At 73.7% G+C, this 15,111-nt stretch carries 13 protein-coding genes and 1 riboswitch; of the genes, 5 read left to right on the forward strand and 8 right to left on the reverse strand.

The features are described 5' to 3' along the window. Positions 1-50 precede the first annotated feature (50 nt). Positions 51-686 carry a DedA family protein gene (locus tag ACZ4VT_RS23370; protein WP_467952346.1) on the reverse strand — a complete coding sequence of 212 codons (636 nt, stop codon included), beginning with the start codon at positions 684-686 and terminating at the stop codon, positions 51-53. Beyond that, positions 686-1,462 (reverse strand): MBL fold metallo-hydrolase, encoded by a 777-nt coding sequence (locus tag ACZ4VT_RS23375; RefSeq protein ID WP_467952348.1) that lies wholly within the window; start codon positions 1,460-1,462, stop codon positions 686-688. The genes ACZ4VT_RS23370 and ACZ4VT_RS23375 overlap by 1 nt, the downstream gene beginning before the upstream one ends. Positions 1,463-1,603: 141 nt before the next feature. Between ACZ4VT_RS23375 and ACZ4VT_RS23380 the strand changes: the two genes are divergently transcribed. The 4 genes from ACZ4VT_RS23380 (at position 1,604) to ACZ4VT_RS23395 (ending at position 6,273) form a co-directional block, all read left to right on the forward strand. Next, the gene (locus ACZ4VT_RS23380) at positions 1,604-2,008 is read left to right on the forward strand and encodes a hypothetical protein (RefSeq protein ID WP_467952350.1); all 405 of its coding nucleotides are present in this window, start codon (positions 1,604-1,606) and stop codon (positions 2,006-2,008) included. Positions 2,009-2,173: 165 nt separating this feature from the next. Next, complete coding sequence (locus ACZ4VT_RS23385) at positions 2,174-4,300, forward strand: phage holin family protein (protein ID WP_467952352.1); 2,127 nt, start codon at positions 2,174-2,176, stop codon at positions 4,298-4,300. Between the two features lie 75 nt (positions 4,301-4,375). Beyond that, positions 4,376-5,782: an amino acid permease gene (locus ACZ4VT_RS23390; protein WP_467952353.1), complete on the forward strand. Its 1,407-nt coding sequence runs from the start codon at positions 4,376-4,378 to the stop codon at positions 5,780-5,782. A 41-nt stretch (positions 5,783-5,823) separates the two neighbouring features. Next, entirely contained in the window at positions 5,824-6,273 is a 450-nt protein-coding gene (locus ACZ4VT_RS23395; protein WP_362805586.1) for an SRPBCC family protein, read from the forward strand. 57 nt (positions 6,274-6,330) lie between these two features. Here ACZ4VT_RS23395 and ACZ4VT_RS23400 read toward each other — a convergent pair whose 3' ends face one another. Continuing rightward, complete coding sequence (locus ACZ4VT_RS23400) at positions 6,331-7,920, reverse strand: RNA polymerase sigma factor (protein ID WP_467952355.1); 1,590 nt, start codon at positions 7,918-7,920, stop codon at positions 6,331-6,333. Positions 7,921-8,133: 213 nt separating this feature from the next. Next, complete coding sequence (locus tag ACZ4VT_RS23405; RefSeq protein ID WP_467952357.1) at positions 8,134-8,895, reverse strand: methyltransferase domain-containing protein; 762 nt, start codon at positions 8,893-8,895, stop codon at positions 8,134-8,136. A gap of 57 nt (positions 8,896-8,952) precedes the next feature. Beyond that, positions 8,953-9,046, forward strand: a riboswitch (ZMP/ZTP riboswitch). Between the two features lie 60 nt (positions 9,047-9,106). Here ACZ4VT_RS23405 and ACZ4VT_RS23410 point away from each other — a divergent pair. Further along, positions 9,107-9,952 (forward strand): bifunctional 5,10-methylenetetrahydrofolate dehydrogenase/5,10-methenyltetrahydrofolate cyclohydrolase, encoded by an 846-nt coding sequence (locus ACZ4VT_RS23410; protein WP_467952392.1) that lies wholly within the window; start codon positions 9,107-9,109, stop codon positions 9,950-9,952. A 592-nt stretch (positions 9,953-10,544) separates the two neighbouring features. On the opposite strand, the gene ACZ4VT_RS23415 is transcribed toward ACZ4VT_RS23410, so the two are convergent. The 4 genes from ACZ4VT_RS23415 to ACZ4VT_RS23430 all read right to left on the reverse strand — a co-directional run bounded on the left by ACZ4VT_RS23415 (position 10,545) and on the right by ACZ4VT_RS23430 (position 14,858). Then, positions 10,545-11,759 (reverse strand): MAB_1171c family putative transporter, encoded by a 1,215-nt coding sequence (locus ACZ4VT_RS23415; RefSeq protein ID WP_467952359.1) that lies wholly within the window; start codon positions 11,757-11,759, stop codon positions 10,545-10,547. Beyond that, positions 11,756-13,189 carry an NAD(P)/FAD-dependent oxidoreductase gene (locus tag ACZ4VT_RS23420; RefSeq protein WP_467952360.1) on the reverse strand — a complete coding sequence of 478 codons (1,434 nt, stop codon included), beginning with the start codon at positions 13,187-13,189 and terminating at the stop codon, positions 11,756-11,758. Before ACZ4VT_RS23420 ends, ACZ4VT_RS23415 begins: the two co-directional genes overlap by 4 nt. Positions 13,190-13,275: 86 nt before the next feature. After that, positions 13,276-13,860, reverse strand: coding sequence for a toxin-antitoxin system, toxin component (locus tag ACZ4VT_RS23425; protein ID WP_467952362.1), 585 nt, complete (start codon positions 13,858-13,860; stop codon positions 13,276-13,278). Continuing rightward, positions 13,857-14,858 (reverse strand): hypothetical protein, encoded by a 1,002-nt coding sequence (locus ACZ4VT_RS23430; RefSeq protein ID WP_467952363.1) that lies wholly within the window; start codon positions 14,856-14,858, stop codon positions 13,857-13,859. Before ACZ4VT_RS23430 ends, ACZ4VT_RS23425 begins: the two co-directional genes overlap by 4 nt. Positions 14,859-15,111 lie beyond the last annotated feature (253 nt).

Raw genomic sequence — 15,111 nt, forward strand, 5'->3', positions numbered from 1 at the left:
GTGCCTTGTCCCGACGAACAAGACCCTAGGACCCGAAGGGCACTTGAGGTCTAGTCCTGCGCTCGCCGGACCCGCAGCCGCCGCCACAGCGCCGGACCCGTGCTGATCAGCAGGGCCAGGCCCACCGCCAGGGCCACGCCCTTCCACGGCTCCGAGAACAGCGAGCCGCCGAGGATGCCGATGAGGCCGTACGTCGCCGCCCAGGCCAGGCACGCGGGGGCGTCGCCGCGGGCGAAGCGGCGCAACGGCATCTGCGCCAGCAGGCAGGCCAGCATCACCGGGATCCGGCCCGCCGGGACCAGCCGGGAGACCACCAGCACCATGACCCCGTGCTCGTCCAGCTTGGTCTGCGCCTGCTCCAGCCGCTCGGGCGTGGCCCGGCCGCGCAGCGCCGCCAGCCACCGCGAGCCGTTCCGCGAGGTGACCCCGCGCCGTCCGAGCCAGTACAGCGCCAGGTCACCGGTGAACGCGGCCAGTGCCGACACCCCGACCACCAGCAACACCCCGAACGGCAGCGACTGGTGATGGAACGCCACCACCGCCGCCGAACTCACCAGCGCGCCCGTCGGGATCACCGGCACCAGCGCGCCCAGAGCCACCAGCACGAACAACGCCGGGTACCCCACCGCCTGCTGGGTGGTCTCCGGTGGCACCTGGCCGGCCGCCGCCGTGAGCTCGCGCCACATCACGGCAGCCGCACCCGCTCACCGTGCCCGGGTACCCGTACGGCCACCTTCGGTGCCAGTTGCCGGGCACGGCGCTCGAACTCCTCGCCCGGAGCGTGGAATTCGTGCGGCCGCACCGCGTCCATCCCGACGGGCCAGTACGTCCCGTAGTGCACCGGCACCGCCGCCGCGGGCGCGAGCCGGGCCAGCGCCTGCGCCGCCCGCCCCGCGTCCAGGTGCCCCGGGCCCAGGTACGGGCCCCAGCCGCCCACCGGCAGCAGGGCCACGTCCACCGGCCCGACCTCCTCGGCCATGGTGTCGAACAGCCCGGTGTCCCCGGCGAAGTAGGTCCGCGCCGAGCCCTGGACCACGTACCCGAGCGCCGGCGCGAGGTGCGGCCCGAACGGCAGCCGCCGCCCGTCGTGCCGCGCGCTGACCGCCCGGACCCGTACGTCCTCCCGTACGGCGACCTCCTCGCCCGGCACCACCTCGGTCACCCGCAGCCCGCGCAGCCCCGCGGCCCGCGCCAGCCCGGGCACCGCCCGGCGCGCCCCGCGCGGCACCAGCAGCCGGGTGCCGGGCGCGAGCCGCTCCAGCGACGGCAGGTGCAGATGATCGGCGTGCAGGTGCGACACGAGCACCACGTCCGCCACCGCGGCCTCGGGCGGGGGCACCGCCCCGCGCCGCCGCCGCAGGTGCGCGAGCCGCCGGGCGAACAGCGGGTCCGTCAGCAGCCGGACCCCGGAGTCCTCGACGGTGCACGTGGCATGACCCCACCAGGTGATCTCCACCGGCACCCGGCCCTCCCTCCCTCGGCCCCGCCCTCGGCCTCGCCTCGCCCTCGTCCACGAGCCTAGATGCTGCCCCGAGGATCCGCCCGGAACCGGAAGTGCCGGGCCCCTCCTCTCCGGCGGCGGATCGGAGTAGGGTCCGGCGGCATGGAAGAGTTGCGCGTGGCCGCGATCGCCAGCCTGGCCCCGCTCGAAGACCTGGACGCCGACCCCTTCGCCGTGGACACCCGCGGCCAGCACGCCATGTGCGCGCGCTGGGCCGCCGGCCGGGGCTACGTCGTCACGAAGCAGCTGCTCGTCTACGGGCTGCGCGCCGACCACTGCGGGCTCTGGTCCGATGTCGACGCCGGACGGGTCGACCTCTTCGTCGCCGCCAACCACAGGGTGCTGGCCCGCGCGCTGTGCTCGGTCGAGGAGTTCACCGCCGAGTGCGAGCGGCGCGGCGTACGGCTGGAGACAGCCGGGGACGCCGAGCCGCAGTACACCTCCGCGATGAAAGCCGAGGTGCACCGCAGGCTCTCCATGCCGACCGCCGGCTACGACGGCACCTGACACCCCCGGCGCCCCCGCCGCACCCCGTCCCGCCGCGGCCCGTCCCGCCGCGGCCCGTCCGCCGCACGCGGCCCCGCACTCCGGTGCGCCCTCCCTTCCGCCCGGCCGGCCGGGCCCGGCTGTGCGAGCCTGGAAGGCGGGACGGGGCTCGCGGGAGGTGGCGGCGTGTGGCGGGGACGGTGGCGGACCACGGGCAGCGCCCTGCTGCGCGTGATCATCGTCTGGGCGGTGTCCACCCTCACCATGCTCGCCCTGGCCGGGATCCTGCCGGACTTCCGGCTCCAGTCCGACGACGGTGACAGCGTCACGCAGATCGCGCTGACCGCCGCCTGGGGCGCGGGAGTCTTCGGTCTGCTGAGCGCGGTGGTCTGGCCCGTGCTCGTACGGGCCCTGCTGCTGGTGCCCGCCCTCGTCCTCGGGCTGCTCGTCTTCTTCCTGAACGGCTCGCTCCTGCTCATGGCGCTCAGCCTGATCCCCGCCTGGCGGGGCGAGGCGGCCCCCGAGACCGCGGTGGTGGTGGCCGCCGTGATGTCCGCGGTCGCGTCCGCGACCTCCACCGCCCTCGCGGTGCGCGACGACGAGGCGTACCGGCGCCGCCTCTACCGGCTCGCCGACCGGCGCCGCCGCAGGCAGCGCGGAGCGGGCGCGTCCGGGGCCGGCGAGCCCGCGCCCGGCCTGGTCTTCCTCCAGCTCGACGGGGTGGGGTACGAGGTGCTGCGCGGCGCGTGCGCCGGCGGACTGATGCCCACCGTCGCCGGCTGGCTGGGCCGCAGCCACCGGATCACGCCCTGGCGTACGGACTGGTCGAGCCAGACCGGCGCCAGCCAGCTCGGCATCCTGCACGGCTCCAACTTCGACGTGCCCGCCTTCCGCTGGTACGAGAAGGACACCGGCGAGGTGATGGTCTGCAACCGGCCCACCAGCGCCGCCGAGCTGCAGCGGCGGGCCGTCGCGCGCACCGGGGACGGCGGGCTGCTCACGCTCGACGGGGCCAGCCGGGGCAACCTGTTCAGCGGGGGCGCCGACCAACTGGCGCTCGTGCTCTCGGTCTCGGCCCGGCGGGGCCGGGCGAACCGGTCCCGCGCGGGCTACTTCGCGTACTTCTCCGATCCGGCCAACGCCGTCCGCACGGCCGTGTCCTTCGTCGCCGAGGTGGTCCGGGAGATCGGCCAGTCGCTGCGGGCACGGATCCGCGGGGACCGGCCCCGGGTGTCGCGCGGCGGGCTGTACCCGCTGATCCGGGCCTTCGCGACCGTGGTCGAACGGGACGTGGTGGTCGCGGCGGTGATCGGCGACATGCTCGCCGGCCGCGCCGCGGTCTACGCCGACCTGGTCGCCTACGACGAGGTCGCGCACCACTCCGGCCCGCGGGGCCGGGACACCGACCAGGTGCTGGCCCGCCTTGACCGGAGCCTCGCGCTGATCGCCCGGGTCGCCGAGCACGCCCCGCGGGAGTACCGGATCGTGCTGCTCTCGGACCACGGCCAGAGCCCGGGCGAGACCTTCCTCGGCCGGTACGGGCTGACCCTGAAGGACCTCGTCCGGGCCGGCTGCGGGCTGCCGGTCTCCCGCCGGGCCGGCCGCACCCGCAGCGGCGCCGAGGCCCGGGCGGCCGTCCTCGCGGCCCTGCACCGGCCGGTGGAGGAGGGGGAGGAGGCCCATCCGGGGCCGGGCTCCGACCCGGTGGTGCTCGCCTCGGGCAACCTCGCGCTGATCTCCTTCCCGGACGTCCCCGGCCGGGCCTCGCGCGAGCGCGTCGAGCGCGCGCACCCCGCCCTGCTGGCGACCCTGGCGAACCACCCGGGCGTGGGCTTCCTGCTGGTGGACGGGATGGTGCTGGGCCCGGGCGGGGCGGTGGCCCGGCTCGACGTGCCCGGCGAGGCGGAGGAGCTGCTGTCCCCTTTCGGTCCCGGCGCGGCGGAGGCCGTCCGCCGGACCGACGCCTTCCCGCACGTGGCCGACGTCATGGTGAACTCGGCGTACGACGCGGAGACGGGCGCCGTGCACGCCTTCGAGGAGCAGATCGGCTCGCACGGCGGTCTGGGCGGGGAGCAGGGGCACCCGTTCCTGATGTGGCCCACGGTGCTGTCGGACCCCGGGGCGGACCCGGGAGCCGAACCGGTGGGCGCGGAGGCGGTGCACGGCGTACTGCGCCGCTGGCTGCGCGAGGTGGACGGCCCACAGGTCCCGCTCGGCCTGCGGCCGGGGCCGGTGCAAGATCCCCTGCCGGAGGGAGCCGATGGCGGAATCCTTCCTTCCGCCGGGGTGCCCGTACGGGACGAAACACGCTGATTTGGTACGGCCCGTGCGGTGGCCGAGCATGGGTCGACCTGCCCAGCATGTGAGACACCCAGAGGCGCACCACCGATGACCAGCACGATCACCACCCCGGCCCCGACCCCGGCCCCGGCCCCGGATTCCGCTCCCGGCACCGCCGAGCCCCGCCCGCAGGGCGAGCGCCGCTTCGGCCTCCCCGTCGCCACCTGCCTGGTCATGGGCAACATCATCGGCGGCGGGATCTTCCTCCTCCCCGCCTCGGTGGCCCCCTTCGGCACCATCAGCCTCGTCGCGTTCGGCGTGCTCACCCTCGGCGCGATCGCCCTCGCCCTCGTCTTCGGCCGCCTCGCGCACCGGCACCCCCAGACCGGCGGCCCGTACGTCTACGCCCGCGCCGCCTTCGGCGACTTCGCCGGCTTCCTCGCCGCCTGGAGCTACTGGATCACCACCTGGGTCTCCAACGCGGCCCTCGCGGTGGCGGCCGTCGGCTACCTCGGCGTGCTCTACCCCGCCGTCGGCGCGCACCAGTGGTCCATGTGCCTGGCCGCCCTCTGCGTGCAGTGGCTCCCGGCACTCGCCAACCTGGCCGGCACCCGGTACGTCGGCGCCGTCCAACTGGTTTCCACCGTGCTGAAGTTCGTCCCGCTGCTGCTGGTCGCCGTGGGCGGGCTGTTCTTCTTCGACGCCGCCAACCTCGGCCCCTTCCAGGCCACCGGCCAGAGCGCGGTCGGCGCGGTCTCCGCCTCCGCCGCGATCCTGCTCTTCAGCTACCTGGGCGTCGAGTCCGCCGCCGTCAGCGCGGGCGAGGTCCGCGACCCGGAGCGCAACGTCGGCCGGGCCACGATCCTCGGCACCGTGGGCGCCGCCACCGTCTACCTGCTCGGCACCCTCGCCGTCTTCGGCCTGGTCGCCCACGAGAAGCTGGTCTCCTCCGAGGCCCCCTTCAGCGACGCCGTCAACGCCATGTTCGGCGGGACCTGGGGCGGCACGCTCGTCGCCTGCGCCGCCGTGATCTCGATGGCGGGCGCGCTCAACGGCTGGACCCTGCTCAGCGCGCAGACCCCGTACGCCGCGGCGAAGGACGGGCTCTTCCCGAAGGTCTTCGAGACGAAGAAGCGCGGCGTCCCCGTGGCCGGCGTCCTCGTCACGGTCGCCCTCGCCTCGGCGCTGACCGTCTACAACTACACGGCCGGCTCCCCGCGGGTCTTCGAGGTCCTGGTCCTCGTCACCACCTTCACCGCGACGGTCCCGTACCTGCTCTCCACCGCCGCGCAGATCTACTTCCTGGCCTCGGGGCGCCCGGAGCGGGTCCGGCCCGGCCGCCTGGTCCGCGACGCCGCCCTCGCCTGCCTGGCCTTCGGCTTCTCGATGTGGCTGGTCGCCGGTTCCGGCTACGCGGCCGTCTACCAGGGCGTGCTGTTCCTCTTCGCGGGCGTCCTCGTGTACGCCGTGATGGCCGCCCGCAAGCAGCGCGCCGCCGTTTCGCCCGCGGGGTAGTTTGGAGGGAGAAGCCGCCCAGGGGGGCTCCAGGGGTCGCCATGTCCGCGATCAGCAAGAGCATCGACATCGACCGCACGCCCGAGGACGTCTACTCGTACGTCACGGACCCCACGCATCTGCCGGAGTGGCAGGACAGTGCCCTGTCCGCCATCCCCATGGGGGACCTCCCCGTCCACGTCGGTTCCCGGATCCTGGTCACCCGGCGGATCGGCAGGCGGAGGATCCCCACGACCATGGAGTACACGGCCATGGACCCGCCGCGGAGCTGGCACCTCCACGGCGTCGACGGGCCGGTCCGGCCGGACGTACGGGGCAGGATCGAACCCCTCGACGGCGGGACCCGCTCGCGCGTCACCCTCTCCGTCGACTTCGAGGGCCACGGCATGGGCCGGGCCCTCGTCCCCCTCGTGGTCAAGCCCGTGGTCCGCAAGGAGATGCCCCGCGGCGAGGAGAAGCTCAAACACCTGCTGGAGCACTCCGCGAGCTGACCGGACAGGTGGGGGCTCCCCCCCCGGCATCGCCGGAGGGAGCCCCCACCCTGCCGTTTAGTCGAGGTAGTCGCGCAGCACCTGCGAACGCGACGGGTGGCGCAGCTTCGACATCGTCTTGGACTCGATCTGGCGGATGCGCTCACGGGTGACCCCGTACACGCGGCCGATCTCGTCCAGGGTCTTCGGCTGGCCGTCGTTGAGGCCGTAGCGCATGGAGACCACGCCCGCCTCGCGCTCCGAGAGCGTGCCCAGGATCGACTGGAGCTGCTCCTGGAGGAAGGTGAAGGACACCGCGTCCGCGGGCACGACCGCCTCGGAGTCCTCGATGAGGTCACCGAACTCGCTGTCGCCCTCCTCACCCAGGGGGGTGTGCAGGGAGATCGGCTCGCGGCCGTACTTCTGGACCTCGATGACCTTCTCGGGGGTCATGTCGAGTTCCTTGCCCAGCTCCTCCGGAGTGGGCTCGCGGCCCAGGTCCTGGAGCATCTGGCGCTGCACGCGGGCGAGCTTGTTGATGATCTCGACCATGTGCACGGGGATGCGGATGGTGCGCGACTGGTCGGCCATGGCACGCGTGATCGCCTGCCGGATCCACCAGGTCGCGTACGTGGAGAACTTGAAGCCCTTGGTGTAGTCGAACTTCTCCACGGCGCGGATCAGACCGACGTTGCCCTCCTGGATCAGGTCCAGGAAGAGCATGCCGCGGCCGGTGTAGCGCTTGGCGAGGGAGACCACGAGGCGGAGGTTGGCCTCCAGCAGGTGGTTCTTCGCCCGGCGGCCGTCCTCGACGAGGATCTCCAGCTCGCGCTTGAAGGCGGGCTTGTGGTCCTCCTCCTCTTCGAGCTTGTACTCGGAGAAGAGACCCGCCTCGATGCGCTTGGCGAGCTCCACCTCCTGCTCGGCGTTGAGGAGCGGCACCTTGCCGATCAGCTTGAGGTAGTCCTTGACGGGGTCGGCGGTGGCGCCGGCCACCATGACCGTCTGCGCCGGGGCGTCGTCCTCGTCGTCGTCGGACAGGACGAAGCCCTGGGTGCCGCCGGCCTTGGGGGCCTCTTCCTCGGCCTCGTCGGCCAGGTCCTCGGCGGCCCAGTCCTCGCCCTCCGCCACGGGGGTCTCGCCCTCGTCGGCGTCCTTGGCGCTGGTCTTCTTCGCCGCGGTGGTCTTCTTCACGGCGGTCTTCTTGACGGCGGTCTTCTTGACCGTGCGCTTCTTCGGCTCGGCGGCGGCCTCGGCCGACGCGTCGTCCGGGGCGGCGGCGGCCGGCGATGCGGATATCGCCGAGGCCGTGGCCGTGGCGGCGCTGGCGGCCGAGGTCTTGCGCGCGCCGATGGGGCGCGGCGCGGCGGCGGCCTTCTTGGCCACGGTGCGGGCCGGGGCGGCGGCAGCCTTGCGGGGCTTCTTCGCGGCAGCCTTGGTGGCGGGCGCCGCGCTGACGTGGAGGGCGACACCCTCCTCGTCCAGGACCTGGTTCAGGCTGCGCAGGACCCGCTTCCACTGGTCCACCGGGATGCGGCCGGCCTCGAAGGCCTGGCGCACGTCGTCACCGTTGATGTGACCCTGCTCGCGGCCGCGCTCGACGAGCGCGACCAGGGCCTCGGATTCGGCGATCTCCGGAGGGAACGTACGGGACGGGCTGAGCGACACAAGGAGCCTCTCGTTGCGAACAGATAAGGGGTAAGCGGGACATCATCGCGCGGACTCGGGAAACAGACCCGAGGGGGGTCTGTATTCCGGGCCGCGCGAGGACACCTGTCGGTTCATCGCATGCCCGAGTCGATTCGTTACGCGCTGAATTGAGTGACCTGCGCCACGCTGTGGCCGCGCAACCAATTCGGCGTGGATCCGTCCACCCTCCCTTCAGCCCTTTTTGCGGGCCTCGATGAGGAAGCGGGCGGTGTGCGCGACGAACGGACCTTCGCGTTCGATCTGTTCGTGCAGCTCGCGCAACCGGTCCCGGTACTGCCCGACCGTGAAGCCGGGCACCATCCAGATCACCTTCCTCAGAAAGTAGATCACGGCTCCGATGTCGTGGAACTCCGTGCGCAGACGTTCGGAGCGCAGACCGACGACTTCGAGGCCCGCTTTCGTGGCCTCGGCGACCGCGTCGTCGGGGTGCCGGCCGCGCCGGACCGCCTCCGGCTGCGGGCCGAGGAAGTACTCGACGAGCTCGAAGACGCTCGCCGGGCCGACCTGCTGCGAGAGGTAGGTGCCGCCCGGCGTCAGCACCCGCGCGATCTCCTCCCACCAGATGGTCACCGGGTGCCGGCTGGTCACCAGCTCGAAGGCCGCGTCGCCGAAGGGCAGCGGGGGCTCGTCGGAGTCGGCGATCACCACCGCGCCCAGCGGGTGCAGCAGCCGGGTCGCCTTCTCGATGTTGGGCGGCCAGGACTCGGTGGCGGCCATCAGCGGGGGCAGGGGCCCGGACCCGGCGAGGACCTCGCCGCCGCCGGTCTGGATGTCCAGGGCCGACCGGACCCGGGACAGGCGCTCGGCCAGCAGCCGCTGGTAGCCCCAGGAGGGGCGCTGCTCGGTCGCCCTGCCGTCGAGCCACGAGAAGTCCCAGCCGTCCACGGAGACGGACTCGGCCTCGGCGACAAGATGGTCGAAAGTGCGCGTCATGTATCGATCGTCCCAGGTCGGGCGCCGGTCATCCACCGGATATGTCGACTACAGTGGACGGCGGGCCGTGACTGGCGTTCGGGTGGATCACCACCGGGGAGCGGCCCGGCGTACTCCGGTACGTCGACTGCCGCGCGCCTGGGCGAACCGCGATCCGCAGCGACGTTCAGGAGACCCCGTGACGACTGCCCAGACTGCCTCTGCCCAGCTGATGGACGGCACCGCCCTCGCCCGCCGCATCTCGGAGCAGACCGCCGCGTACGCGGCGAAGATCACCGAGCGCACCGGCACCGCGCCCTGCCTCGCGACCGTGCTGGTCGGCGAGGACCCCGCGTCCGTGACCTACGTACGCATGAAGCAGAACCGCTGCGCCAAGGCCGGGATCACCTCCCGCCACGTCGAGCTGCCGGCCGGGACCACCACCGAGGAGCTGGTGGCCACCCTCACCGCGCTCTCCGAGGACCCGGAGATCAGCGGCATCCTGCTCCAGCACCCCGTCCCGCACCACATCGACGAGCGCGCGGCCTTCGAGGCCATCGCCCCGGGCAAGGACGTCGACGGGGTCACCATGCACTCCTTCGCCGCCATGGGCTTCGGGCTGCCGGGCTTCGTCTCCTGCACCCCCGGCGGCATCATGCGCCTGCTCGCCGCCTACGACGTGGACCTGACCGGCAAGCACGCCGTCGTCGTCGGCCGCAGCGCCATCCTGGGCAAGCCGGCCGGGATGCTGCTGCTGGAGCAGAACGCCACCGTCACCTACTGCCACTCCCGCACCGTGGACCTGCCCTCGATCGTGCGCCAGGCGGACGTCCTGGTCGCCGCCGTGGGCAAGGCCGAGTTCATCCGGGGCGAGGACATCAAGCCGGGCGCGGTGGTCCTGGACGCCGGGTACAACGAGGGCAACGTCGGCGACGTCCACTTCGAGTCCGCCGCGGCGCGCGCCTCGCTGATCACCCCGGTGCCGGGCGGTGTCGGCCCGATGACCATCGCCGTCCTGCTGGAGCAGACCGTCCAGGCGGCCGCCGCGCAGGCCGGGCTGGACCTCGCGGAGCTCTGAGCCAGCCGGCCCTTCGGGCTCGGGGCGTCCCGTCTTCCCCGACTCCCCGTGTCCCGGTCCGCCGCCGGGGCTCCGCCCCGCACCCCGCTCCTCAAACGCCGGCGAGGCTGGATTGGTGCGGCGAGGCCGATTGGTGCGGCTCAAAGATTCGGGGCTCTGCCCCGGACCCCGCGCCTCAAACGCCGGCGGGGCTGGATTGGTGCGGCGAGGCTGGGTGGTGCGGCGAGGCCGATTGGTGCGGCTCAAAGATTCGGGGCTCTGCCCCGGACCCCGCTCCTCAAACGCCGGAGGGGCTGGAGTCGAGCTGGATGGTGCCGAGGAGCCGCAGGGGCTGGGTAGCAGCCGGGCCGGTTGGGCCGGGGTCGGGTGTGTGTCGGGGTGATCCCCGCAGGGCGCCGAACACAACAAGGCTCCGCTCTCCGGCCCCTCGCCACGTTCGGCGCCCGAGGAGACACCCCGGCGCGCGCCCGGCCCCGGCACGACCGGCCCCCACCCCACCCCGGCCCCCGCCCGAGCGGCGCAGCAAACCGGCGCCCGGCCCCGGCACAACCGCCCCCCTAGCCCACCCGGCCTGCGCGGCTCCCGGCCAGGGCTAGGCGCGTACGGCGGCGGCCCGGGCGGCGGCGACGATGGGGGAGGCGCGGAACTCGCGGGCCAGGGCGGTCAGCGGCCGGCCGGACAGCCGTGGCGGCTCGCAGTCCGGCAGGGGTACGGAGCCGGCGCCGGTTCCGGCGGTGGTGGTGTGGGCTGTGTCCGTGTCCGTGTCGACGGCGGCGGCCCTGCGCCCGCACGCGGCGGCGAGCATGGCGGCGTCGGCGACCACCTCGGCCCGGGCCTCGCTCAGGCCCTGCTCGCGCGCGGCCTCGTACGCCGCCCGGCGCACGCAGGGGTCGAACCAGCGGGCGACCGCCAGGATCCCGTCGTCGATGACGGACTCGCGGTGGATCAGCCGGATCCCGACAGGTGACCACCAGGTGAGCGGAACCGTCCGCACACCGGACGCGGCGAAGCCCCGCAGGGCCTTCCACAGCGGGTGCAGCCCCCGGTACTCGCTGAAGTCCCGCCAGGTCGCCGACCCGCCCACCAGCGGCACGATGAAGCCGGTCGCCACCATCAGGGCCGCCCCCGCGGCCAGCGGCGGCGCCGCGTCCGTGGACAGGCCGTCCCAGTCGCGGCCGCTCCAGCGGGCACCCAGCGCGGTCCACTTGGCGACGAGGTAGCCGAGGTCCAGCAGCCCGCCGGTCATGATCAGGGCCAGTCCGGTGCGCAGCGGCCGCAGGGAGGGGTGGGTGCGGCGCAGCCACCGCCCGGTCAGCAGGGTCAGTGCGGAGCTGCCGACCGTGTGCGCCAGCAGGTAGCAGACGATCATCTCCCGGATCCACGGGGTGTCGGCGTAGTACGTGTCCAGGTCCCGCAGGCGTTCCACCGGCGCCTCGCCGATCACGAAGAGGACGATGATCGCCACCGCGACCCCGCCGTACACGGCCACCGTCAGCCGGGTGGCCCGGCGCACCACGGCCGGCGGGCCGCCGCCCCACTGCAGGACCAGCACCACGCACGACCCGGAGAACGCGGTGATCAGGCCGAACACGAGCGGGGCCGAGAAGTTGGCCACCCCGGTGAAACGGTTGACCGCCGCGATCGTCGGCGGCGCCGCCAGGAACAGCACGAGACAGCCCATGACCAGCAGCGCGCAGACGGCACGCATCGGGGGCTGGTCCCACCTCCGGTGCAGGGTGGGCGCCTTGACCAGCAGGGTCAGGATCAGCAGCGCCCCCGGCACGTAGAGGATCAGGCCGCTCTTCACCGGGCCCGGCCGACGGGATCGACCGGATCGGCCCGCTGGTCGAGCCCGGCGACCGTCCGTTCGGCGGCGGTGAGCGGCGGCGCCTTCAGCGCGCCGCGGTCGGAGGCGCGCAGGACGTTCCAGACCACCGACGGCCGGAGCCAGTGGGTGGGCGCGGTGCTCATGGTGATGACCTGGAGGAAGGCGGCGGTGAGCGCCTCCCGGGTGGTGGCCCCCGTCATCAGCCGGCTGACGTACCCGTTGAGCAGCCCGGCCCCGGTCCGCGGCTTCATGCCGGTGGCGCCGGGGTAGAGGATGTCCTGCGAGGTGGCGAGGTCCCAGGCGGTCGCCACCTGCGGGGCGATCGCGCGCTGTGCCTCGCGCCCGAAGGCGGGGTGGGGGAGTCCCCTGGCCCGGAGCAGGGACCGTACGGCGAGCATCCCCTGGGCGGCGACGGTCATGCCCTGCCCGTAGAGCGGGTTGAAGGTGGCGACCGAGTCGCCGACGGCGAAGAAGCCGTCGGGCAGCTCGACCTTCTCGAAGAAGATCCGGCGGTTGGCGGTGCCCTTGGTGACGGCCACGTCCGTGAGGGGCTTGCGGCCCTCCAGGAGCTCGCCGACGATCGGGTCCCGGATGCCCTTGGCGAACGGGATGAACGCGTCGGGATCGCCGGTGGGCTGGCCGCCGCGGGTGCCGGAGAGGGTGGCCTGCCACTGGCCGTTCTCGATGGGCACGATGGTGGCCGTCTGGCCCGGTACGGGCACGCGCGGGTCGGACTGGACGTTGACTATGGGGAAGCCCGACTCGTGGGCTCCGTCGGGCGCCTCGAAGATGCGGGTCGCGTAGACCAGGCCGGAGTCGACCTCGGCCTGCCGGATGCCGTTCACGCCGAGCTCCTGCAGCCAGAGGCGGGCGCGGGAGCCGCGCCCGCTCGCGTCGACCACGAGGTCGGCGGGCACGAGTCTGTCCTCCTCCTCCGGGGTGTCGACGCGGACGCCGGTGACGCGGGCCGCGGTGCCCTCCAGGCCGCGGACGCGGCTCTGCTGAAGGGTGGAGACCCCGTCCAGGGCGGTCACCCGGGCCCGGACGACGGAGTCGAGGAGGTCGCGGCTGCAGGAGATGTTGAACTGCATCTCCGGGTAGCGCGGGATCCAGCCCTCGGCGGTCTTGGTGACCAGGTCGGTGGGCAGGCTGCGGCGGATCGCGCCGGCCGCCGTCCAGTCCTGGGTGATGCCGGGCAGGATGTCCTCGATCGCGCGCGCCCCGCCGGACCACATGACGTGGACGTGCCGGGCCTGCGGCAGTCCGCGGCGCGGCGCCGGGCTGTCCGGGAGGGTGTCCGCGTCGATGATCGTGACCGTGGCGTGCTCGGCCAGGACCGCGGCCGCGAGCAGGCCGGCCATGCTGCCGCCGATGACGACGGCGTGGCGGGGCGGGGAAGACTGGGTCATCGTGTCGTGCTCTCTGTCAGGGCCGTGCTGAGGGCATCGGCGCAAGGGGTGCGGCGGGGGCGGGTTGCGGGTCACCGGCGTGACACTCAACGCCCCCAGCCGAGCGAGGTCTTGATGCGCTCGATCGCCTCGGGGACCTGCTCCTCCCGGGGAGGCGGCAGGTAGGGCTTGAGGAGTTTGCCGAGGTACAGGCCGAAGATCTCGGCCCTGATCTCCGCGGGATCCTCCCGGTCGGCGCGGGCGGCGGCCTGCCGGACCACCGCGCCCAGACCGGTGTCCGACCGGAGCAGCTCCGCCAGGCCGCCGGGGCGGCCGTCCGCGTGGCCCGCGTCACCCGTCAGCCGGGCGGCCACCGCCATGCCCGGGCCGTGGCTGTCGCAGGTGCCCTCGTCCACGTGCCATAACTCGTGGCAGGCGATGACGAGCTGGTGCTCGGGGCGGGTGTGTTCCTCGATGACGAGGAGATCGCGCGCGTCCATCTCCAGCCACAGGCCGCTGGCCGTGTCGGGCGGGAAGGGGGCGAATCGGAAGTCAACCTTCCGGCCGCCGCGCCGCCGGCTGTACGCGGTGCACAGCGCGCCGATGATCTCGGCGGCGCAGGCCGGCGGCGTCAGCCGCGCGCCGGCGAGCAGATCGCCGCCCAGCCTGCGCATCGCCCGTGTGGTCCTCATGGCGCTCCCCCCTCGTCGGGCTCCGCCGGACGGCCGAGCTGGCCCTCCCGCGCGAGCAGGTCGTCCAGGTGGTCGGCGAGCGACTTCCAGCCCCGCGGGGAGAGCCGGCCGGCCCGCGTGACGATGCTCCGTACGTCGTGCGCCCGCATCACGGCCAGCATCGGGTTCTCCCGCTCCCGCTCCGCGGACTCCAGTTCGGCCTCGATCAGCGCGAGTGCGGTGGCGAGCGCCTCGGTGTCGTCGGCCAGCAGGAAGCCCCCCTCGACCCCGTAGAACCGCTGGATCCCGGCGGCCGCGGCGAGGTTGGGCAGGCCCTCGCCCTGCGCGACACGGGTCAGCGACTGGCCCGACGCGTCGAAGGACCTGGCGATGGCCGCCAGCGAATGGGCCTGGCCGTCCTCCCGTACGCGGGTGCGGCGCAGGTGCTCGAACCGCTGGTGCACCTGCTCCTTGAAGGGGAGCCGGGGCGGTTCGCCGTCGAGGGTGAGCCGAATGGCCTGCGGGGTCATGCCGGTCAGGTAGGAGAGGTGCGCGAGGTCGTCCCGGCCGTCCGGGGCGGCGGTGGTGGCCGAGAGGGCGAGGGCCCGTTCCACGGCGCTCTTGCTGTCGGCGAGGAGGAAGCCGGCGTAGACCCCGAAGAACCGCTGCACGCCCGCCGCGTGCCCCATCCGCGGCAGCCCCGTGCCCGCGTTGAGCGGCCCGAGGGAGGCCCCGGGCGCGTCGAAGTCGTCGGCGATGGCGGCGAGCGGCCACTCCCGGCCGTGTTTGTCCCGCCGGGTGGCGCGCAGCCGCAGGAAGCGCTGGTGCACGCGCTGCTCCAGCGGCACCTCGACGGCCGTACCCGCCACCACCTGCGCTATGCGCCCGGGTTCGACCCCGGACAGATGGCTCAGCCGCTCCACGCCCACGGCGTCGGCCGGATCCTGCCCGCGCCGCTCCGACAGTGCCTCGACACGCCGCCGGATCGCGGCGAGATCGGGTCGGACGGCGGCTCGCACCGGCGGATTCTCCATATGTCGACAAGACGTTCGAGTGGATCAGGCTCCGTGAAGCCTAGCCCCCCGCCCCGGCCCGAACCAGGGGAACCCCAACGTTTCCTGCCGTACGGCTCAAAAAGGGTTGGCATGACCTCCGGGGTAATCGACCCGGCTCCGGGCCCCCGGGCACAGTGGGGGGGGGGGGGGGGGGGGGGGGGGGGGGGGGGGGGGAGGAAACAAAGACACACACACCACGCCCCCCCCGGCCAGGAGG

Source organism: Streptomyces sp. NPDC029164, from assembly GCF_055563995.1.